Below are 18999 nucleotides of genomic sequence, written 5' to 3'. Positions count from 1 at the left end.
TGGAGTCTAAGGCCCATATTTAAAACCCCGAGTCTTTCGGGGTTCTTTTTCCCAAATCCGAATTGCCTATCTATAGCTCTGTAAATTTTTATTCTTTTATGAAAACTTTCTTTCTTCTCGTTTGCTCCAATCTATTTATGACCTTCGCTTGGTATGGTCATTTAAAATTCTTCCACGGATGGAGTCTTCCTTTAACAATTTTACTCAGCTGGGGAATCGCCCTTTTCGAATATATCTTGATGGTTCCTGCCAATCAAATCGGTTACGGAGAAGAAGGTTACAGCGCCTTTCAACTTAAGATTCTACAAGAGGTTATCACAATCTCCATTTTCATCTTATTTGCTTCCTTGATTTTAAAGGAAAAGATCAGGTGGAATCATACAGTGAGTTTTCTTTTAATTTTAGCAGCGGTTGGTTTTGCGTTTTACGACAAGATCCCTCCTCGCTGAACTTTACAACATCGACCAATTTACATCCATGAATTCGTTTGAAATCCATACTCATTTCTCTGAATATTCTACAGATCTTGCATTTCTACGCTAAGAACTTTTCCAAAGCTTCTGCTCTTATTTTGGGAAGCTTTATTTCAACCGACCCCTAAAAATTTTCTTATCAAAAAACTGAGTTTATTCTGTCATACGGCAAATATCCATTTTACTTAATAAGACAAGTATAATATTCTTTTATTAAAGTAGATTTGTAAAAGGATTCACGCTCCAAAAAACTCCTCTTGTTTCAATTCAATTTATACTAAAATGATCCGACTATGCACATCTAGAAAGAAAAAATACAAGCGTTATCGCCAAGTCTCAAAGAAATTTCCGAATCCCTTCCGCAAGAGTTTTCCCGTCCGTCCCTCCGGGAAAAGTCATTAGAATTCTACTTTGATCGTCTAAAACATAAATAAACACAGTGTGGTCCACCGTATATCCTCCTTGCAACTGAGGCGCACTGACTTTTTTAGACACAACTCCGAATGCATTCTGCAAAGAATCAAGATTCGTTTTTTCCCCCGTCAAAGCGATCAATCTTTCTTCAGGAAACTGTTTTACATATTTTGCAAGTAACTCGGGAGAATCCCTCTCCGGATCCACGCTGATAAATACAGGTGTCAGATTCTTTCCCTCCTCTCCTAGTTCCTTAATAGCCAAAGACATATCCATCAACGCTCTTGGGCACATGTCCGGACAATGTGAAAATCCAAAATAGACTAGTTTGAGTTTGCCTGGGATTTTGTTTAAAGGAATTTCCAGGTTTTGAGCGTTCCTCAAAACAGCCTTAGACCATTCTTCCACAAAAACAGGTTCTTGAATCCTAACCGACCCGGATTTCCATATCTTCCAACCGAAAAAACCTATACCGATTCCAAAAAATAAAATAACTACAAAAAGAATTCTTTCCTTCAAAACTTTCACCTAAATACGTTATACGCCATTTTATTAACTTGAGTCCGCGTAAAAAATAGAAATAAATCGCTTTCGATCTAAAAAGTCACACGGTAAATACCGTCTTTACGGGCCTATACATTCAAAAAACTTTTTGTTGAGTTCTTGAGATTCCACATTGGTTACTCACATTAAGTTATATCGCGACGATCCAACCCATGGCCCCATTCCTCGCCATCTCCGTTTGATGGGGATGAAACATATACCTCCCCCTTTTGGGAAGTGTAAATTCAAGGATCACTCGTTCCGTTTGCCCGAGAGTTACAACATCCGTATGATCGTCCGGAATCAACCTTGTTCCAGTTCGAAATACATCAAAAGTTTGAGCGTGTAAGTGAAAAGATGCAACGGGTTCGTATTCGCACATGTTCGCGATATAAAGACGAACCTTTTGCCCGACTGGAACCTTAATCGGATATCGATCATAAAAACCTGCCATCCCGTTCCAACAGAAGATATCATTTCTTCCTTTGTCTTTAAGATCCCACCCGGAAAGAATCAACATAAACTCGTGAGCAAACGGACGTCCCCCGGGAGGATCCACGATCAAACCTCCGTAAAGCCCTTTTGCCATGTGACTCGCAAGTGGAGGAACATGACAGTGATACGGATGAAATCCGATCGGTCCAGCGGTAAGTTTATAAGTTTTTTCCCCGCCGGTTACGACCGGTTCCCAACCATCTTCGTTAGGATCGTGGCTTCCGTGAAAATGAATCGAATGAGAATGTTCAGAGTCGTTTCTTAAAGTGATCTCCATCTTCTGTCCAAGTTTGGCTCGAACGATTGGTCCGGGAACAACTCCGTTAAAAGTCCAAGCCTCGACGACTGTGTTATGTGCAACCGTCAAAGGCATTTCTACAATGCTCAAATGTTGTTTTAAAATCGGATCGGAAGAAACTTCCAAATTTTTTAACTCCATCCGATTTAAGAAATCCGGGTCGACTTGAAAGGGAGGATGCAACATGCTCCCGTAAGAATTACTTCCAGGATTTCCCGGGATCGAGGTTTCCCGATTGACCCCTATGACTCCAGGTCGAACTTTACAGAGCAAACCTCCATTTCCATCTTTTTCACCGACAGAACTAATCCCGGCTCCAGCCGCTAAACCGGCTCCTCCGATCCCGATCCACTTGAGAAACTGCTTGCGATTCAATTTCTTTTAGAATTTAGCGACCGATGTGACAAGAATAATCAGCGCCAAAAACCCCACTCCCCCGTAAACGAGAGTATTTCTCAACCAAGTAGGAACCTTAGATCCTCCCGCAACGAGATACGCTCCAGCTCCTATAACCGGAATCAGAAGAATCGCCCCGGTCCATATCGAACCGATCTTGGAATCCACGTCCTCTCTTTTTACGAGATCCACAAGTGCCAAAGGCGCTAAAAGAGTATAGAGGATGAACGGAAAGTAGTACCCGTAAAAATTGAATAATAAAGCTAAAAAACCAGGTCCACCGACGACAGCTTGTTCCATATCTTTCTCCTATAAAAACTTTCGAATATTCTAAAATTATTAACCTATTGTTTTCGTTCCAATGCCGTTCATCAGAGAAATTCCAGTGTAAACCAAAAGCAGAAAGAACGCTACAAATCCTCCCAAAACCAAGGTCCTTTTGAACCAGTTCGGATATTTACTCCCCCCTCCAAGAAGATAAATCCCAGAACTCAAAATCGGAATCAGAGTGATCGCGGCGATCCAGGAAAACTTTTTGTTCCGATCCAAATCTATTCTATCCTTAAGATCGAATAGAGACATGGAAGTCCAGCAGATATAAATTGCAAACGGAAGTAAAAATCCCAACCAATGATAAAAAAACGGAAAAAGACTTCTCGGTTTTACCAGAGTGATCGCACCGGTCGATGGGGAAGGTTTTCTTGGGATCGATTTCAAAATTTTTTCAGTTTCTTCCGGAAGAGTAATTTTATCCAAATCCAGATTGAAATCCTCAAAAGCGGTTAACGCAGGTCTCACCGGAGCGGCGCTTGCATTAGGCATATTTATTTGAGGACCTGGAATCGGTTGTTCCTTATAATTTCCGGAAGGAAAATTTCCGTCGGAAGCTTGTACCATCAATCCAAGAGCGCCGAGCATCATGGAAAGATCTCCGCCCATTGGAAGTCTAAGAAAAGAATCGCAACCGTTCCATTTCTCCAAAAATACAGGAAGTTCAGTCCTGTATTCGTTTCCGGAAAAACAGTTTCCAGTGCTCATCGGCCCGACAAGAGCGATATCCGCTCTTGTCGAATTGTAAACGATATTATCCCGAACTACGTTGTTATGCGAAATCCAAAAGTTTTCGTCCAGATTAGGAAGGATTACAATCCCGTTGTTCTCATGATTGATTACTACGTTCTTGCGGATGATGTTTGAAATTCCCCCCGCAATCAAAATGCCGTTTCCAAAGGAAGGATATTCTAAAGCCGCAATCGGAGCCTTAGGATTATTGTTATTATAGATTAAGTTTCCTATGATGGTGGTTTCTCTTTCAGGAGGAAGAAGTTCCCTATCAAGAGTGTTCGGAGCAACTCCCACGATGTTATTCTTCCAAACGGAACTGATGAGATAAAGTTCACCACCAGAATTCGTTCCGGAATAACCAAGAGCGTTGTGTTCTGAAACGACGTCGTAAAGAATCGCCTTACAGGGATAACACTGACCGATATAAATTCCGGAATCGGGAGAACCGGATGCGTAGGAATGTTCGATCACACCGTTTACCGAGTCAAACGCATAAATTCCATAGTCCCCATTATTATGTGCAGTTAAGTAAGAACCTCTGAAACCCTTTACTCCGGTCCAATAAAAACCGTTCAACGTAGCATTTCTGGCAGTCATATTTTCGATCACAACTCCGTCCGCCGCAACGACCATAATCCCGTTTCCCCTTTGAAACTGACCGTCGATAATGACCTTATTGCGATCCACGCCTCGGATTGTTAGAGAAGGTGTAGTAACGGTAATCTCCTCCAAATAAACGCCCTCGCTAATCAGAATGAGATCACCCGGATTTGCAGCGTCCACGGCATTCTGAATTGTAGGATAGGAGGAAGGAACTTTACGTGTGATTCCAGAAAATTGGGCGACGTTCTTCCAGGATTTGCCAGATTTAGCGGCGGGGTTATAGGAAGCATTTCCCACTACGACATCCCCGACCATTCCATTCTTACCGTCTGAAGTCGCGTGAAAAGAACAAAAATAAGGAAATACTCCTTCTTTCGGAAAGGTAACCTTAGTTTTGGAACCGCGAGGCATGACGATATTTCCAAAGGATTTTTCCGTGGACCAATTTTTATCCACAGCGATCGCGTTATGCGGGTTGTTTCCCGAATTAACAAACTCAATGACTCCTCCGACTGGAATTCTCTGCATCGGTGGAGAAAAAGAATTATCAATCATCAATACGTGAGCAAAACCTTCGATCCCATCTTTCTTTTCCCCAGAACAAACGGAAATAAGGATGCCCATTGAAATTCCAAACAAAAGCAAGATAAACACTTTTTTGATTTCGAAACCTGACTCTTTCATTTTTGATGAACTCCCCGGGCTCTTTGGAATTTTATTGTATACTGGATCGAAGAATTGCTCTGAATAAGATCACATATTTGCGACCGATCCGGAAAGATTGTACGGTAAAAAATAAATCTCTTCGATCTATAAATGGCCTTAAACCCTTTCTTTTAGAAATAATGAGCATCTGCTCACATATTCTAAAAAACTCAAGATAAAAATAAGATGCAAACGACTTTTCCAAAGCCGAATTAAAACATTGATTCTCTTATGATCAAAAAGATACGAATCTTCAAGAATAATATGAAACAACTAAAAGCTTTGTTTCCCGTTTGAAAGAATTCTTCTCTCCAAAATCCACACACCAAACGCCTGGAAAAGAAATATCATTCACGTTCTTTTGATTTTCACTTCCTGTTTTGGTTTTTTAATCTTATATCCTGAGCGTGTATTTAACCTAGTAACAAAAGCTCGGAGAAGTGGTTATTTTAGATATTTCTGCATTTCTTTTCATAATGGTTTCTTTTATTATGCCTAACCAATTTTACAGATCTAAGCTTTATTTTTCTTGTCCTTGGATGGGCTGTTGATTTTACACGAGGTATAGGGCTTCTTTGGAATTAAAAAACAAAAAGAACTCATTCTTATCCAAAAGAAGACGAATAAAAAGTTTCAGAATCAGATCGCAATTCGCACGGCTAGCTACCGAATCGGAACTTACGAAGCTTTGAGCGAGAAGGAAACTTGCTTTCGAGAAATTCAAACATAGGATGAAAAATAACATCCAGTTGATTCTCGAAACGATGAACTTAAAACAACAAAAAACAAAGTCGGAACCGACTAAAAAAGCGATCGAAACCGCGATGAATCCAATTTAGGCAATGGGAATAGTTTAAGGATTGCTTATTCCTAAAAAATTCCTACAATTCATCTACGCAAAGGACTATATCGGTTCTTTAGTGGAACACCCTTTTCTCTCTTAAGGTCCAAACGACAAAAGTATTCACAGGTTATTTTTACGAAAAAACTGGGTTTTATAAAACATTCGAATCACACCGACTACATATCACTTTTTGAATATACAATTTATATTCTCTTAATTCAAAAAACTCGATATGCCTAAACCCCTTTTTAGTCCTTAAGGAACATGTCAAGCCTCAAAGAAATCCATCTCCGATTTCAGTTTATCCGCCTGTTTGTTTAGCTGAACAGATAGTCCGTCGATCTGGGTGACTACACAACCTAGAAACTCGGTCGTTTCTGAAATCGAAACGATTGTTTTTGAGAACTCTTCGGAAGTTCGAGTTTGTTCTTGAGTATGGTTTCTAATTTCATTGGAAGAAGTAGAAAATTCGGTAAACGCTAATTTTACCTGTTCGCTCGCGGTTAATTGAGAGTCGGCAAGTAACGCCACTTCGGAAATTCGATCGAGAGTTGCGCCAACAGTACCTCCTATTCTTTGAAAAACAGTCTGCATGGATTCGATCACTTCCCTACCGCTTTTTGTGGCGTTCAAAGCTTCGGAAATTGCGGAAGTGATTCTCTTAGCATTCTCTTGAGTTTGCTCCCCTAATTTTGCAATTTCTTGCGCCACAATCGCAAAACCTTTTCCGGAGTCGCCCGCTCTTGCGGCCTCAATCGAAGCGTTCAAAGAAAGAAGACCGATTCGATCCGTGATTTCTTTGATCACATTCACTGTGGCTCCCATCTTTGCGGTACTTTCATCAATAGCTTCCATCGCTTTTTGAGTTCCTTTCAAAGCTTCTTCGCCGCTTTTAGTTTCGCCTTTCATTCGATCCGCGTCCACTTTGGTTTCCACAAGAGCGGAATGAACCTGATGAATTCTTCCTTCCAATTCCGCGAGAGAAGTTTGTGCTCTTTTAGCGATCAAGGTTTGACTTTCCGCCCGAGAAGCGGTGGAATGAATCAAAGTAGAAATTTTTTCGACCGCCGAAGCCATCTCCTCTGAAGAAGCGGTCTGATCTCCCATCTTCCTCGACAACTCGCTTGTATTTTCACCTAAAGTTTTAGAACTTTCGGAAAGTTTATCCGCCTCCCTCGTCACTCTTTTCACGATAATACGAAGTCGCTTAACAAATTCATTTAAGGCTCTGGTATTAGAACCCAACTCGTCGCTGGAAACGGTAGGAAGAAATTGAGTCAAATTTCCGTCCGACATTTTTGCGAAAATTTGAATCATGTTTTCTGAATTTCTTCGAATCGTGGAAGAAAGTAAATACGAAGCAACTCCGACGGCAATCAACATAAACGCCAAAGTAAGAATCAATGGAATCGTAACATCTCCCAATTCAATCCAGCCGGAAGTTTCTTCGAATAACAGATAACCTAAAATGATAATCGGAAGAACGGCGATCGCTAAGATTGTGCTGAAAATTCTGGCGTGGGCGCCCACGGTCCTTATTTTTCCAGGATCGGTATGGACCTCTCTCAACCGATCAGATTCCAAAAGAAGCACAAGAATAGATTCCGTTAAAAAGAAATGAGAAACCCCTAAAACCGGATAGATGATCACCGGAAGAAAAGCAAATGGAATTGATTCGATTGATTTTGGAACGAAAAACAAGTGCATAATTCCCCACGCCGCAAATATTCCGTAGCTCCATTGGATCACGTAAAACCAAGAATTATAGAGAGGAAAATTGAGAATTTTCGTTTTGATTTCGGATTTTTCTTTGGAATTTAAAATAAACCAATTTTTATCCTCTAAGTTTTTTAAAAGTCGCCCAAGGATTACAAAACGGATGGAAGGCACCACAAATGAAGTGTACAAAGAGATCGTAGCGGAAACGATCAATCCAATAGACTGGCTGAAATCGTAACCTCCCGCAGAAATCACAAACAAAACCGCCAAAGGAACTGCCATAATTGAAGTCAGCAATTCCAGACCGACAGTTAATTTCCATCGTAACTTTTTAGATTCCAATTGATTCATAACTCTAACTCTAACTCTAACTTTAAAATTGAAACTAATCGTTCGAAGGGAATCTTTTTTATACGCGAATGATAGTCATCGGCTGAATTGTTTTTCCGCTACTATGAAAGAACAGAATTTTCTGGAAATTATTTTTTCGCTCTTGAAACATAAAATTACATTTTAAAATCTCAAAGTATGTTTTGAAATTACGCTAAAAAGAAATCACAGAAGACCATCGCATAAGTCATTTTATAAATATGTGATTTTTTTTATCTTTTTTCAAAAAGAGGTCGTAACCGATCATGAACGGGTAATCACAATTTCAACCGAACACCTTTAAACGGTTGAAATTTTATAAAACGAATTCCTTGTATCGAACCCGCGCTATTTAGAGAGCGCTTAACTTGTCCCAAAACTTCTTCGGTTCTCTAAATGAAGGAGTTAGTCGTATTAACGGTTTATAGGTTTTCGCGCGTCTTTGTCTTTATTACGGTTTGAAATTGTAGGAGTTCTTAGTATATTATATTTTCAAATAAGATTTTTGCGGCCCCGTTCTATTCTCGTTTAAAATTGTTCCGGAAAGGATTCAAAACAAAGCGTCCTTTCTTTTAGAAAAGAATGAAATTGTTTATGAGAGACGCAGTCTTCTTCTGTGCTAACAAAGTAGTCGTATCCGCCACCGGCCATTTTAATTCTGCAACATCCTTGAGCAGTTGGTTTGGAAGAAGTAGCCGGATTTTTTTCTGGCGTTTCCGATTCTTTTGCAAATAAAATTCCGCAAAAAATAAGAATGCTCAATGACGTCATCCATCTTTTAAAATTCGATTTTCTTTTCATTGTAGGATCACCATAAAATCAAAGTGCAATGATTTCAAATCTTCTTTTTTAAAATTCCATCCTTAGTCTCAGGCTAAACGGATTTTGTATTTTTTTTATAAATCCGGGCGTAATCATATTTAAACCCGAGACTTCGTTTTAGGCTCCAAAATCAAAGCGCGCTTCAAAGATTCCCAAGGGAAAAATAAAAATGATATAACCCGATTTCATTGGAATGAAATTTCTACATGAGAAAATTGACTAACGGATCTAGGTTTCATTTTTTTATTTCATTTTAAAGTTTAAAATTTGCCCCAAAATCTGAATAAAAATCTACAAAGCGTCCGGTTTTAGGACAAACGATTCGATTTTTAATCAAATAAAATCGATTGAATTCGGAAATAAATTGCAATTCTCATTCTTTTACCAATACTGAAGCATTAATTTAAATTCTCAGGAACCTTATTCTTATGAAATTTTTTACCCATTCTTTTAAAAACGTTATCAAGTACAAATTCTTAATTTTTATTTTTCTATCACCTAGTTGGATTTTTGCGGAAACGATCCTTTTCAAATCAGGAGAACGGGCCTATGCGACCGTGATTGATCAAGATGCAGAAACGGTAACCATCATTCGGGACGGGAAAAGGGGAAAACTAGGGAAATCTAAAATTCTTAAGATCATTTTCAAGGAAATTAAAGATGAGCAGGAAATCGCCAAAATCATCGAAACAGAAAAAAAGAAACTGAACAAAGAAGGCAAAAAAAGCGATAAGGAAGAACAACTCGATACTATTTATCTCGAACAGATGATTAAAGAGAATAGTTATAAAATCGTTCAGAAACGTCTGTTGTTATTGGAAAAATATCTGGAAGAAAGAGACGGAGATTGGGAAAACTATATTACTGCGAAAAGAAATCCGTGGGAACCCGTTTGGAAATCCGCGATTCTTCCTGGTTGGGGTCATAGCGCGATGAAACGAAGTGGGTGGGGCATGACGTATTCCACTCTGTTTTTCGTTTCTTTACTTTCCTATTTCGGGTTGGACGCAGCTGAAAAAGATAGAGCAAAAGCTTACGATAAGAAGATCGAAAAGATCATAGAACAACAATTTACGACCGATCTCCTCCTCACTCCCAATTCTTCTTCCAGTTCGAATTTAAATTTTATTTTCCAACTCAACGCTTTCAAAAACTCTAATTCGCTTAACTCGATCCGTTCAGACGAGGGAAATTATAAAAATGCAAAACATACTGCCGCCGCAGTTACAATCGGAATCTATCTCATTCAGCTAACACATGCTTATTTTACCGGAAAAACTTGGGCACAAAATAATCTAATTCAAACTCCTACGGGTGAAACCGTTTCAGAGGGTTTTGGAATTCGAGGAAATCCTCTGGTTTCTAAGGAAATTACAGGCGGAACGAAAAGTATCGATATCGGTGGTCAAATCCTTTATACACTCTCTTACTAGTGTTATTTGGGGAAACTCATATTCGCGCATTTTCTAAGGATTGTTTGGGCGGTTTTCGGAGAAAAAACACTTCCTAATTTTGATATTTTAGTATATTCAAAAAATATCATCTGTTTTTCCTTCTCCGAAACCGGGCTCCGGTCGATCCATTGGGAATGATTCTCTTTTTTAAAAAATTGCAGATTTGCAATGGATCGATCCCGCTTTGATCCCTACCGCGGGGATCGCAATTCCAATTCTCAACTTGTGAGGTTGGCTATGGGCCCATACTTCAAAGATGAAAATTTCAAAAAATCAAGATTTACGGATAAAACTTCCTTGTTTCAAAAGAAGTACAAATTCAAAACTTAGGAACAAAATGACCTTTCGACACCAACCATTCCGGATTAAAAATTCGAGACTGGTATCTAGCTCCGGAATCGCATAGCACCGTAACAATAGTATGACCGGGTCCGAGTTCTGTAGCGAGTTGTACTGCGGCGGCCACATTGATTCCGGACGAACCTCCTAAAAAAAGTCCATCCTTATAAAGAAGTTGATAAACGACTTTCAGACACTCCTCATCCGTGATTCGAACCGCATCGTCCATAGGTGCCCCTTTCATGTTTTCGGTAATCCTTCCGTTTCCAATCCCCTCGGTAAAGGAACTACCTTCCGCAAAAACCTCACCTTTCTTTACGAAATTATAAATTCCCGATCCGTACGGGTCGGCGACCACGGTTTTGATCTTGGAATTTTTTTCCTTTAAAAATAAAGAAACTCCTGCGTAAGTTCCTCCAGTTCCGAGAGAAGTGACCCATGCATCTAACTTTCCTTCTGTTTGTTTCCAAATCTCTGGGCCTGTGGTTTTATAGTGTGCTTCTCGATTGGCAAGGTTATCGAATTGATTGGCCCAAACCGCGTTGTCCATCTCTTGAGCGATTCTACCCGAAACCTTTACGTAGTTATTCGGATCCTTATAAGGAACGGCCGGAACGGTTTTCACTTCCGCGCCCAAAGTTCGTAAGAGATCGATTTTTTCCCTAGACTGTGTATCCGGAATAATAATTAACGTTTTATAGCCCTTCGAGTTACAAATATGAGTAAGCCCAATTCCTGTATTTCCTGCGGTTCCCTCCACCACCGTTCCTCCGGCCTTCAGAAGTCCTTTTCTTTCATAGTCTTCCACGATAAAAAGAGCGGCCCGATCCTTAACGGAACCTCCCGGATTTAAGAACTCTGCTTTTCCATAGATGTTACAACCGGTTTTCTCGCTGAAACTACGAAGTAAAATGAGCGGTGTATTTCCTACCGCATCGGAAAAATCTTTTTTAATGTTCATAGCATTTACTTCTCATCCTGTAAATTTTATACCATCAAGTTTTAAAGCGTGAAGTTCAAAGAACGGAGTACTTGCAAGCAAAAGCCGAATTAGACAAACGAATTATCGTCACAAGTTCTAAATCAAATAGACCATAACTTACAAGTAAGATCACGACTCATCACTGTCCCTTGCAGGTGATCGTTTGCCTCCAAATAAAAATCCGATCTTTAAATCTATTCCAAAACTTTAGAATGTAGGAATTATCAACGCAAACCGAACAACAATAAAAACTTGAGCGTCTCGCTTCTATTGGCGCTCGACGGGTTTTGGGATGGATTCTAACTAAAATGAAATACTCCGCATCATTCGCGGAGTATCCCTTTGAACGGTTCCGACTTAAACTTCGGATCCTGATTTTTAAGCGATGGTAACGTCTTTGGAAAGATAAACGTCTTGGATCGCGTTTAGAAGAGCAATTCCGTCTTTCATCGATTTTTGGAACGCTTTTCTTCCTGAAATGAGTCCCATTCCACCCGCTCTTTTATTTACGACCGCCGCTTTTACCGCGTCGGAGAGGTCATTATCACCGGAAGCACCGCCGGAATTGATAAGACCCACTTTTCCCATGTAGCAGTTTGCCACTTGGTATCTTGCCATATCAATCGGGTTGTCAGCAGTTAACTGGGTGTACATCCTATCGTCTTTTTTACCGAATTTCAAATCCTTAAAACCACCCGCAAAAACTTCAGGAAGCTTTTGTTTTACAATATCCGCTTGAATCGTTGCACCCAAGTGATTGGCCTGTCCGGTAAGGTCAGTAGCAAGATGATAATCAATTTTATCTGGCTTGAACGAATCGTTTCTCAAATAAGCCCAAAGAATGGTGACAAGTCCAAGCTCGTGTGCTCTGTGAAATGCATCGGAAATTTCTTGAATTTGACGGGAAGATTCTTCCGACCCGAAATAGATCGTGGCTCCGACCGCAGCTGCTCCCATGTCAAACGCCTGCTCTACATTTGCGAACAGAATCTGGTCGAACTTGTTGGGATACGAAAGAAGCTCGTTGTGGTTGATCTTTACGATAAACGGAATCTTGTGTGCATATTTTCTAGAAACGAGCCCTAAAACTCCGAGAGTGGAAGCGACCGCATTGCAACCCCCTTCGATCGCCAGTTTTACGATATTTTCCGGATCGAAATAAGCCGGATTTTTCGCAAAAGAAGCTCCCGCGCTGTGTTCAATTCCCTGATCCACGGGGAGAATAGAAGTATAACCGGTTCCCGCGAGTCTTCCTGTATTCAGAATCGCTTGGTAGTTTCTGAGAACACTGTTGTTTCGGTCGCTTTGGGAAAGAACTTCGCCAACGTAATTGGCTCCGGGAAGGCTTAAAGATTCTTTTGGAATCGTTTTACAAGTATGGTTTAAAAGAGAGTCCGCTTCTGCACCCAGGGCGGCTTTGATTTTATCAATCATTCCTAAGTTCCTTGCTCGATTTGAATGTTGAATACAGGTTTTTTCACTCCACCTGGTTTTTCCATCACTTTTGGTTGACTTTAAAGTCAACCCACGCAGGTTTCCCGGGATCGAAATTTGATCGCTCTGCCTGATGAGAAAGAACGAGGTCGGCTTGGTATTGGCTTCGTTACGTTTAATGGATACGTTTTTAGGTGGTATTTTCTTCAAATTCAACAGGGTTCACAAAGCTAAGTACGAAGTCTCTGCCTAATATACATTTATAAGATCAAAAAGTAATTCTATTCCGTTCTTCTTTTCAGAGAACCAAAAAAGGATTTGGCGTTGTCTCAACAATTTCTATTTCACTATCGTTCCTTCGAATTTTGTTACTGAACAAATACTTTCGAGTTTCGTTGGAACAATAATTGGTTCGAATGAAAACCAAACTCAAAACGTATCATTTCTCTACGGATTGTGTTGCCGAGTCGAATTTTGGACTTAGAGTCCATCTCGAAATCCTGTCGCTTGGACCCATAGGGAGCAAACCCTGGCGGCTTGAGTCTAACAAAAATGTTGGAGCTATTACAATCTTTAAACGACAGGAAAAAACCGCCAATACGATGTAATCTGTAGGAACTCCCACATCCAGAAGACAGTTTTTAAGACGGGCTCTTACTTTAAACGGGGATTTGAATGATAAAATCCCAACCTAAATTCGATTTTTTGAGGAGAAGTTGCCCTCGGTTGGCTTGTAGAATTCCGTAACAAACCGAAAGCCCCATTCCGATCCGAGCGTCGTTTGAGCGAAAATTTTCAAAGGGTTCAAATCTACTTTCTTCATTTAGATTTAGATCCAACTTTCCTGAAATTAAAATTTTCAGATAAGAAGTATCTCCATAATCCAAAACGGCTTTCAAATGAATCAGAGTTTCCTTTTGATTTTCAGAATAATAATAAAGAATGTTGTAGAGAACTTCTCGGATCTGATTCGGACGGATGAAAACTTCCAAGTCTTCCGGAATTTGTTTCTCCAATCGAATTTCTTGCGACTTCAACATTTCAGAGATCATATCTTCCACGGAATTTACAAGTTGTTTTATATTGGTTTGCATCGGTTGTTCCGGATCTTTTTTAGAAAACAGGATCAGATTACGGATGATAGCTGCGATTCTTTCTCCCTGTTCTATAATGAGACGTGCATAATTTTTCGTGTCGGCGTCCCCTCCCTTGTGATTTCGAATGATATGTCCGTAATTGATGATTCCCATCAAAGGATTATTGATCTCATGCGCAAGGCCGGCCGCAAGTTTTTGAATCGAATCCAATCTTCTTTCGGATTGAATCACCTTTTCCATTTCGGATTTCTCTTTTTCGGATACAGAAAGCGAAATCAGTTCCGAAAGCATAATGATGGAACCTACGACATTCCCATCTTCATCTCTGACAGGAGAAACACGAAACGCAACTTGAATGCGGCTTCCGTCTTTACGAGTTAGCAAAGACGGGATATATTTCAGATGACCGGAGTTTACACTTCCGATCCGAGTTCGAATGTTTTCACCGCTGTCCGTAGAAAGCCTTAGGACTCTCTCTCCATCTTTTCCATGAACTTCGGAAAGAACCCAACCCGTGAGATACTCCGCAGTCCGGTTCATAAATAAAATTTTTCCTTCCCGATCCAGAGAAATTGCACTCTCTCCGATGTTTTGGATAACGTCCTTAAATTCCTTTCCTTCTTCCTGCGCCCTTCCGAATCTCCTTTGTTGTTTGAGTGCGATCTCAATCGAATTCTTCAGGGAAGCGGGCTGAAACGGTTTTGAGATATAACCGTACAAAGATGCTTTACTTACAGCACGATTGAAAGTTTCCTCATCTGCAAATGCGGTCATAAAGATTACAGGAACATCCATCTTATTTTGGATTTTTTCCGCAGCTTGAATTCCATCCAATTCTCCCTCGATCCGAATATCCATGAGGATCAAATCCGGTCTTGTCCGTTCCGCGAGTTCCAACGCCTCTTCCGCAGTTCTTGCGATTCCAGCAACTCGATACCCTAACTTTTGAAGGGCAACTTGAAGATTAAAAGCAATCAGCCATTCGTCATCCACGATCAAGATGGAAGGAAAAGGAGGGTTGATGTCAGATGAGTTCATTCTTCTCTGTGTAACCTTAGAAAAAGTATACCCTACTTAGATCGAAATTTTTTTTCAATCTCAATCCAATAATTCTATCCCGAACGCGGTTTGAATTCAAAAGATATTCATTCCCTTCGCTGAAAAATTCTTGAACCTTATACAAAAACCCTTAGGATAATAGCGAGCATCCAAACTCAACAAAATGCTCTCACAAATGCGTTCGAGATGACTAAAAAATAATGAAGGGTGTATTATGCTTTGCCTCGTGGGTTCCGAGCATACGAGTTGCCGACAATAGGGAGCGGCAACTCGGGACCAAGCGAATATCCTGGACATTCTAAGAACTTGAATTACATTGTGTCATATCTCTTTGAGGAACACGTCAATAAATCGTGGGATAACAATCGAAACGGAGGGCGGTGATGTACATAAAACAGATCCTGGCAAAAAAAGATCGAAAACTTCTGTCGGTGGAACCAGAAACTTCGGTGATGGATGCGGTCAAGTTTATGACCAAATACGATATCGGATCGGTGATAATCTTAACGGAAGGAAAACTCAAAGGAATTTTTACGGAGAGGGACGTTCTTCACCTTTCAGCCGAGTTGGGATTGGACTTTTTTAAAAAATCGGTTTCGGAAGTGATGTCCACATCCTTGACTACAATGACTCCGGAAGACGACGTGGATGAACTACTTTCCATCATGCTCAAAAAAAGGATTCGTCATATGCCTATTTTAGAAGACGGACTTTTAGTCGGAATCGTCTCGATAGGGGACGCAGTCAAAGCGAAGATTGAAAAAACGGAGGAAGAAAACAAAAATCTCAAACAATATATGTATAACGAGAACGGATTTATCTAGAGTCAATTTTCAGAGTTTATTTTAGAATAGAAATTTAGAACCTAAATCAACTCTCAAATCGAACAAACGCGAATCGATCTCGTTTCAAAACGGACAGCTGAAACGATGAACTTTTGAATTTTTCTCTCAAAGACTATATTTCTTCCAAACAGATCTCACACATTAAAGTTTAAAACATTAAAAAATTCTAAAGAACCAATATCTTAATAACTCGCGATCAAACTGCATATCTTAATCTTACCAAAGTATGTAAATCCTATATTTCAAGATATTAGAAGCCATCTCAAAAACATTTCATCTGCTTTCGAAAAACCATTATATAACGTTGAAAACTATTTTCGAGGTGATTTATAGCAACTAGTCATTAGAAGATAGGATGCCTTCCGAAGTGTTAGGCCTAAGGTACTGATTTTATACGATTCGGCAAATTTTTTCCTTTTTTTCCGATTGCAAGAAACAAGACCCAAGTCAAATTAGAAACAGGTCGATGAACCGAATCAAATCCGTTTCATCTTGGATTTTCTCCTTTCAAAAAGAAAATTAGGCCTGAACAAATCGTAAACATTATGAAACTGATTCTTTTTATTCTGATGACTTATCTGGTTTATCGTTTTCTTTCCCGCTTTTTTACGACCCCTACAGAACGTCCCAATACGCATTGGAGAACTTTTTATAAAAACGTTTCCCCGATTCCAAAAGAAAAAGACATTTCGAGCCAGGCTCGAGTAATTGATTCTAACTCTTTGGGAGAAAAATGAAAACGGCTTCCGTCTCCCAAAAAGTTACGGTTCTTTTTAGAGTTTTCCTTTTTTCTTTGATTTTCGGCCTGACACTGACTTGTTTTAAACCTACCGGAGAATTCGGTTGGGCCTTACTTGATGAGGAAAAGCTCAATATTCTTGAAAAGAAGATTATGACCGTCGGAGAATATACTATCACAAGAGAAAATCTGATTTTTCCCGACGACAAATCTATTTATTATATCTACCGATTCTCTAGATCCGTCCCAGAAACTGCAGTGACTTATGTAAGTTTAAGTCGCTTTCAACTCGGATACAATGAGATGGACGTTCTTCGAAAAAGACCGAATCCAATTTCCAAGACGATCGAAGGTTCTTTTCAAGGACTTACTCCCGGAAAGTATCTTCTCAAAATCGCTTACGAAGGAGACGTGATTGACGAGGTTGAATTTTTAGTTCGTTCTACGCAAATACCTTATATAGAAGATATTCCCTCTCCATCGGACAATGACATCGAAAGAGCGATGAAGTAAAAAACAAATTCGCGAATATTATGATTCATATTTTAATTTGTTCCTAAAATCTTACCTTAAAAAAAATCCGAATTTAAATCCCAAAACCATATCCTTAAACTCTATGAGAAAAGAGCAATATCTTCGATTCAAGTTGAAGTGCTTCCCGGGAAGACATTTCAAAACGGTTCTCTTTTAATTCCGTCTTCCAAGATTTTATTGATTCGATCTATGTTCATCAATGAAAGATTGATTTCGATCGGATTCCCGATCCTCACAATGTCTTCATAGATTTTTCTCGCGGAAAGGAAGTCTTTTTCTTCTTCTAGGAGAATCGATAACTTTTTCATTGCCAAAGTCACAGGCGTAGAATTCAATTTTGTTCGAACGACTCCGAGACGACTCGTAGATTCCTGAAAATCCAAATCTTTCAGACGATACTGGGCCATGATCGAATCGTCCGTTTTTTCCAAAAGATTTCCTTTGATTGCGAGCGTTTCTTTTTTTAAAATTGCGTTTCTGTTTTCTTCTACTTTATAAATTTCCTTTAAACGTTCATACGAACGGATCGCTGCTTTTAAAGCGCCCTTCTCTTCCTGACGTTTTCTACGATACGAGTACAGTTTCGAAATTCCGAACTCCGCCAGAAATTCCTGACGATGAAGTTCACAGGTGTCCGCAAAAGGAAGATTCTCAGTTTCCGGATTTAGATGATTTTTGAGCCAGATTCCATAATAAAGAGCGGCCCGTTCCAAATCACCGGTTCTATTTTCAAAAAAAGAACCGAGTTCATATGCAAACGAGCTTTTCTTTTTGGGATCGGTTTCCGCTTTGTAATACAGTTCGTAAAAGGAAGCAGCCAAAACGTTCTGCTTTAATTCGGTATAAAGAGAAGCGATCGCAGAATAAATCTCCGCAAGCTTGTTTTCTTCAGTTCGTTCCGCAAGAGAAAGCTCCAAATATCTTTTATAAAAATCAACCGCTTTTGCCTTTTTCCCCGAAGCCTTGAGTTCCTTAGCAAGATCTAGAACAGGCTCCTTCATAGTAGGGTCAAGTTTGGTCGCGAGTTCCCAAAGAGCGGCGGTTGCATAAAAGTCCGTGTTCCGCTTGTAATCGAATAAAACGAAAATCCCAGTTCCCGCAGCTCCAAATTGATTCACTACTTTCAGTCTCTCTTTATTTTCACTTTCAGCTTGTTTTACAAGCCCAGCTAAATAATAAACGACATCTGCATCTTCCCTGGACTTCTTCTTTCGAAAGTTCTCGTAGAAACCGGATTCGTTATATTCCTTTTCCTTATTTTTGAGATTGCTTTCAGACTGAGCGATTTTTTCCTTAAAGGCAGGAAGTTCACTTGCGGTTAACGTTCTTTCGAAAGTTCTTCCACTTGGGTCTCGTTCCATGATTTTTGTTTCCTTCCCTCGCATCAAATTGGCTTCGAAAAGATGAAAGAAATCCTTAGAATCCTTAAGATCCTTTTTGGACTTCTCTAAATTTTCTAGGGACCTACTATGGGAAAGAGCCGCTTGTTTTTCGACAGGATCGAAAATTTCAGCCAACCTTCTTTCATCTAAGAACTCCTTTTCGGTATGACTGAAGTCTCTATAACGAATCGCAGCAAGCGCGGATTCGATCGCCTTTGCGTTCTGCTTCTTCTTTTCATATTCTTTCGAAAGAAGCATGTGAAGTTCAAATAAAATCGGAGAATCCCTCATCATTTTAGAAGGAGTGAGTTTGGCAAACATGCCGAGAATTAAAAGACGGATCGTATTTCGGTTCGTCTTCTCGTCGAAGATTTTTCCGAGGCGTTTT

Annotated in this window: 15 protein-coding genes and 2 pseudogenes (1 of these 17 cut by a window edge); 6 read left to right on the top strand and 11 right to left on the bottom strand. The window is 39.8% G+C overall.

Annotation, left to right across the window (positions count from 1 at the left end; genetic code table 11):
- The first annotated feature begins 98 nt into the window (after positions 1 to 98).
- Entirely contained in the window at positions 99 to 449 is a 351-nt protein-coding gene (locus LEP1GSC190_RS06905; protein ID WP_002762216.1) for a DMT family protein, read from the top strand.
- A gap of 360 nt (positions 450 to 809) precedes the next feature.
- Here the strand turns inward: LEP1GSC190_RS06905 and LEP1GSC190_RS06900 are convergent, their stop codons facing one another.
- From LEP1GSC190_RS06900 to LEP1GSC190_RS06885, 4 genes are all read right to left on the bottom strand, one after another.
- Positions 810 to 1406 (bottom strand): SCO family protein, encoded by a 597-nt coding sequence (locus LEP1GSC190_RS06900; RefSeq protein ID WP_002762145.1) that lies wholly within the window; start codon positions 1404 to 1406, stop codon positions 810 to 812.
- Between the two features lie 175 nt (positions 1407 to 1581).
- Entirely contained in the window at positions 1582 to 2598 is a 1017-nt protein-coding gene (locus LEP1GSC190_RS06895) for a multicopper oxidase domain-containing protein (protein WP_002762221.1), read from the bottom strand.
- 6 nt (positions 2599 to 2604) lie between these two features.
- Positions 2605 to 2919, bottom strand: a complete 315-nt coding sequence (locus tag LEP1GSC190_RS06890) for a PLDc N-terminal domain-containing protein (RefSeq protein WP_004280204.1) — start codon at positions 2917 to 2919, stop codon at positions 2605 to 2607.
- Positions 2920 to 2958: 39 nt separating this feature from the next.
- A complete protein-coding gene (locus LEP1GSC190_RS06885) occupies positions 2959 to 4971 on the bottom strand; it encodes a right-handed parallel beta-helix repeat-containing protein (protein WP_002762248.1) in 2013 nt (670 codons plus the stop codon).
- Between the two features lie 314 nt (positions 4972 to 5285).
- Between LEP1GSC190_RS06885 and LEP1GSC190_RS20730 the strand changes: the two are divergent.
- Positions 5286 to 5933: pseudogene (locus LEP1GSC190_RS20730) on the top strand (histidine kinase dimerization/phosphoacceptor domain -containing protein); the annotation flags it as partial.
- A gap of 170 nt (positions 5934 to 6103) precedes the next feature.
- On the opposite strand, the gene LEP1GSC190_RS06870 reads toward LEP1GSC190_RS20730, so the two are convergent.
- Together LEP1GSC190_RS06870 and LEP1GSC190_RS06865 are read right to left on the bottom strand one after the other, a co-directional pair.
- The gene (locus LEP1GSC190_RS06870) at positions 6104 to 7906 is read right to left on the bottom strand and encodes a methyl-accepting chemotaxis protein (protein ID WP_002762275.1); all 1803 of its coding nucleotides are present in this window, start codon (positions 7904 to 7906) and stop codon (positions 6104 to 6106) included.
- A gap of 546 nt (positions 7907 to 8452) precedes the next feature.
- A complete protein-coding gene (locus LEP1GSC190_RS06865) occupies positions 8453 to 8725 on the bottom strand; it encodes an LIC_11321 family protein (protein WP_002762279.1) in 273 nt (90 codons plus the stop codon).
- 449 nt (positions 8726 to 9174) lie between these two features.
- Between LEP1GSC190_RS06865 and LEP1GSC190_RS06860 the strand changes: the two genes are divergently transcribed.
- Positions 9175 to 10179 (top strand): LA_0442/LA_0875 N-terminal domain-containing protein, encoded by a 1005-nt coding sequence (locus LEP1GSC190_RS06860; RefSeq protein WP_004280117.1) that lies wholly within the window; start codon positions 9175 to 9177, stop codon positions 10177 to 10179.
- Positions 10180 to 10519: 340 nt separating this feature from the next.
- Here LEP1GSC190_RS06860 and LEP1GSC190_RS06855 read toward each other — a convergent pair whose 3' ends face one another.
- The 4 genes and pseudogenes from LEP1GSC190_RS06855 to LEP1GSC190_RS06845 all read right to left on the bottom strand — a co-directional run bounded on the left by LEP1GSC190_RS06855 (position 10520) and on the right by LEP1GSC190_RS06845 (position 15090).
- Positions 10520 to 11500: a cysteine synthase A gene (locus tag LEP1GSC190_RS06855; RefSeq protein ID WP_002762198.1), complete on the bottom strand. Its 981-nt coding sequence runs from the start codon at positions 11498 to 11500 to the stop codon at positions 10520 to 10522.
- A 399-nt stretch (positions 11501 to 11899) separates the two neighbouring features.
- Positions 11900 to 12955: a class I fructose-bisphosphate aldolase gene (locus tag LEP1GSC190_RS06850; RefSeq protein WP_004280913.1), complete on the bottom strand. Its 1056-nt coding sequence runs from the start codon at positions 12953 to 12955 to the stop codon at positions 11900 to 11902.
- Positions 12956 to 13239: 284 nt separating this feature from the next.
- A pseudogene (locus LEP1GSC190_RS21005) lies at positions 13240 to 13367 on the bottom strand (IS3 family transposase); the annotation flags it as partial.
- 247 nt (positions 13368 to 13614) lie between these two features.
- The gene (locus LEP1GSC190_RS06845; RefSeq protein ID WP_002762179.1) at positions 13615 to 15090 is read right to left on the bottom strand and encodes an ATP-binding response regulator; all 1476 of its coding nucleotides are present in this window, start codon (positions 15088 to 15090) and stop codon (positions 13615 to 13617) included.
- A gap of 404 nt (positions 15091 to 15494) precedes the next feature.
- Between LEP1GSC190_RS06845 and LEP1GSC190_RS06840 the strand changes: the two genes are divergently transcribed.
- The 3 genes from LEP1GSC190_RS06840 to LEP1GSC190_RS06830 all read left to right on the top strand — a co-directional run bounded on the left by LEP1GSC190_RS06840 (position 15495) and on the right by LEP1GSC190_RS06830 (position 17208).
- Complete coding sequence (locus LEP1GSC190_RS06840) at positions 15495 to 15935, top strand: CBS domain-containing protein (protein WP_002632856.1); 441 nt, start codon at positions 15495 to 15497, stop codon at positions 15933 to 15935.
- A 566-nt stretch (positions 15936 to 16501) separates the two neighbouring features.
- Positions 16502 to 16693 (top strand): hypothetical protein, encoded by a 192-nt coding sequence (locus LEP1GSC190_RS06835; RefSeq protein ID WP_002762129.1) that lies wholly within the window; start codon positions 16502 to 16504, stop codon positions 16691 to 16693.
- Positions 16690 to 17208 (top strand): LIC_12238 family plasminogen-binding lipoprotein, encoded by a 519-nt coding sequence (locus tag LEP1GSC190_RS06830; protein WP_002762120.1) that lies wholly within the window; start codon positions 16690 to 16692, stop codon positions 17206 to 17208. The genes LEP1GSC190_RS06835 and LEP1GSC190_RS06830 overlap by 4 nt, the downstream gene beginning before the upstream one ends.
- A gap of 158 nt (positions 17209 to 17366) precedes the next feature.
- On the opposite strand, the gene LEP1GSC190_RS06825 is transcribed toward LEP1GSC190_RS06830, so the two are convergent.
- On the bottom strand, positions 17367 to 18999 hold the 3' portion of the coding sequence (locus LEP1GSC190_RS06825; RefSeq protein WP_002762060.1) for a hypothetical protein. It continues 317 nt past the right edge of the window; the window shows 1633 of its 1950 coding nt (coding positions 318-1950); its start codon lies off the right edge, out of view — the gene reads right to left on this strand; it ends in the stop codon at positions 17367 to 17369.

It is taken from the genome of Leptospira mayottensis 200901116, from assembly GCF_000306675.2.
Taxonomy (GTDB): domain Bacteria; phylum Spirochaetota; class Leptospiria; order Leptospirales; family Leptospiraceae; genus Leptospira; species Leptospira mayottensis.
This window is presented reverse-complemented; position numbering and strand designations above follow the sequence as displayed.

Bases quoted from the DNA above. Each gene is read 5' to 3' on its own strand.
- LEP1GSC190_RS06905 (WP_002762216.1), top strand. From the start codon at position 99: ATGAAAACTTTCTTTCTTCTCGTTTGCTCCAATCTATTTATGACCTTC.
- LEP1GSC190_RS06890 (WP_004280204.1), bottom strand. From the start codon at position 2,919: ATGGAACAAGCTGTCGTCGGTGGACCTGGTTTTTTAGCTTTATTATTC.
- LEP1GSC190_RS06885 (WP_002762248.1), bottom strand. From the start codon at position 4,971: ATGAAAGAGTCAGGTTTCGAAATCAAAAAAGTGTTTATCTTGCTTTTG.
- LEP1GSC190_RS06870 (WP_002762275.1), bottom strand. From the start codon at position 7,906: ATGAATCAATTGGAATCTAAAAAGTTACGATGGAAATTAACTGTCGGT.
- LEP1GSC190_RS06865 (WP_002762279.1), bottom strand. From the start codon at position 8,725: ATGAAAAGAAAATCGAATTTTAAAAGATGGATGACGTCATTGAGCATT.
- LEP1GSC190_RS06860 (WP_004280117.1), top strand. From the start codon at position 9,175: ATGAAATTTTTTACCCATTCTTTTAAAAACGTTATCAAGTACAAATTC.
- LEP1GSC190_RS06855 (WP_002762198.1), bottom strand. From the start codon at position 11,500: ATGAACATTAAAAAAGATTTTTCCGATGCGGTAGGAAATACACCGCTC.
- LEP1GSC190_RS06850 (WP_004280913.1), bottom strand. From the start codon at position 12,955: ATGATTGATAAAATCAAAGCCGCCCTGGGTGCAGAAGCGGACTCTCTT.
- LEP1GSC190_RS06845 (WP_002762179.1), bottom strand. From the start codon at position 15,090: ATGAACTCATCTGACATCAACCCTCCTTTTCCTTCCATCTTGATCGTG.
- LEP1GSC190_RS06840 (WP_002632856.1), top strand. From the start codon at position 15,495: ATGTACATAAAACAGATCCTGGCAAAAAAAGATCGAAAACTTCTGTCG.
- LEP1GSC190_RS06835 (WP_002762129.1), top strand. From the start codon at position 16,502: ATGAAACTGATTCTTTTTATTCTGATGACTTATCTGGTTTATCGTTTT.
- LEP1GSC190_RS06830 (WP_002762120.1), top strand. From the start codon at position 16,690: ATGAAAACGGCTTCCGTCTCCCAAAAAGTTACGGTTCTTTTTAGAGTT.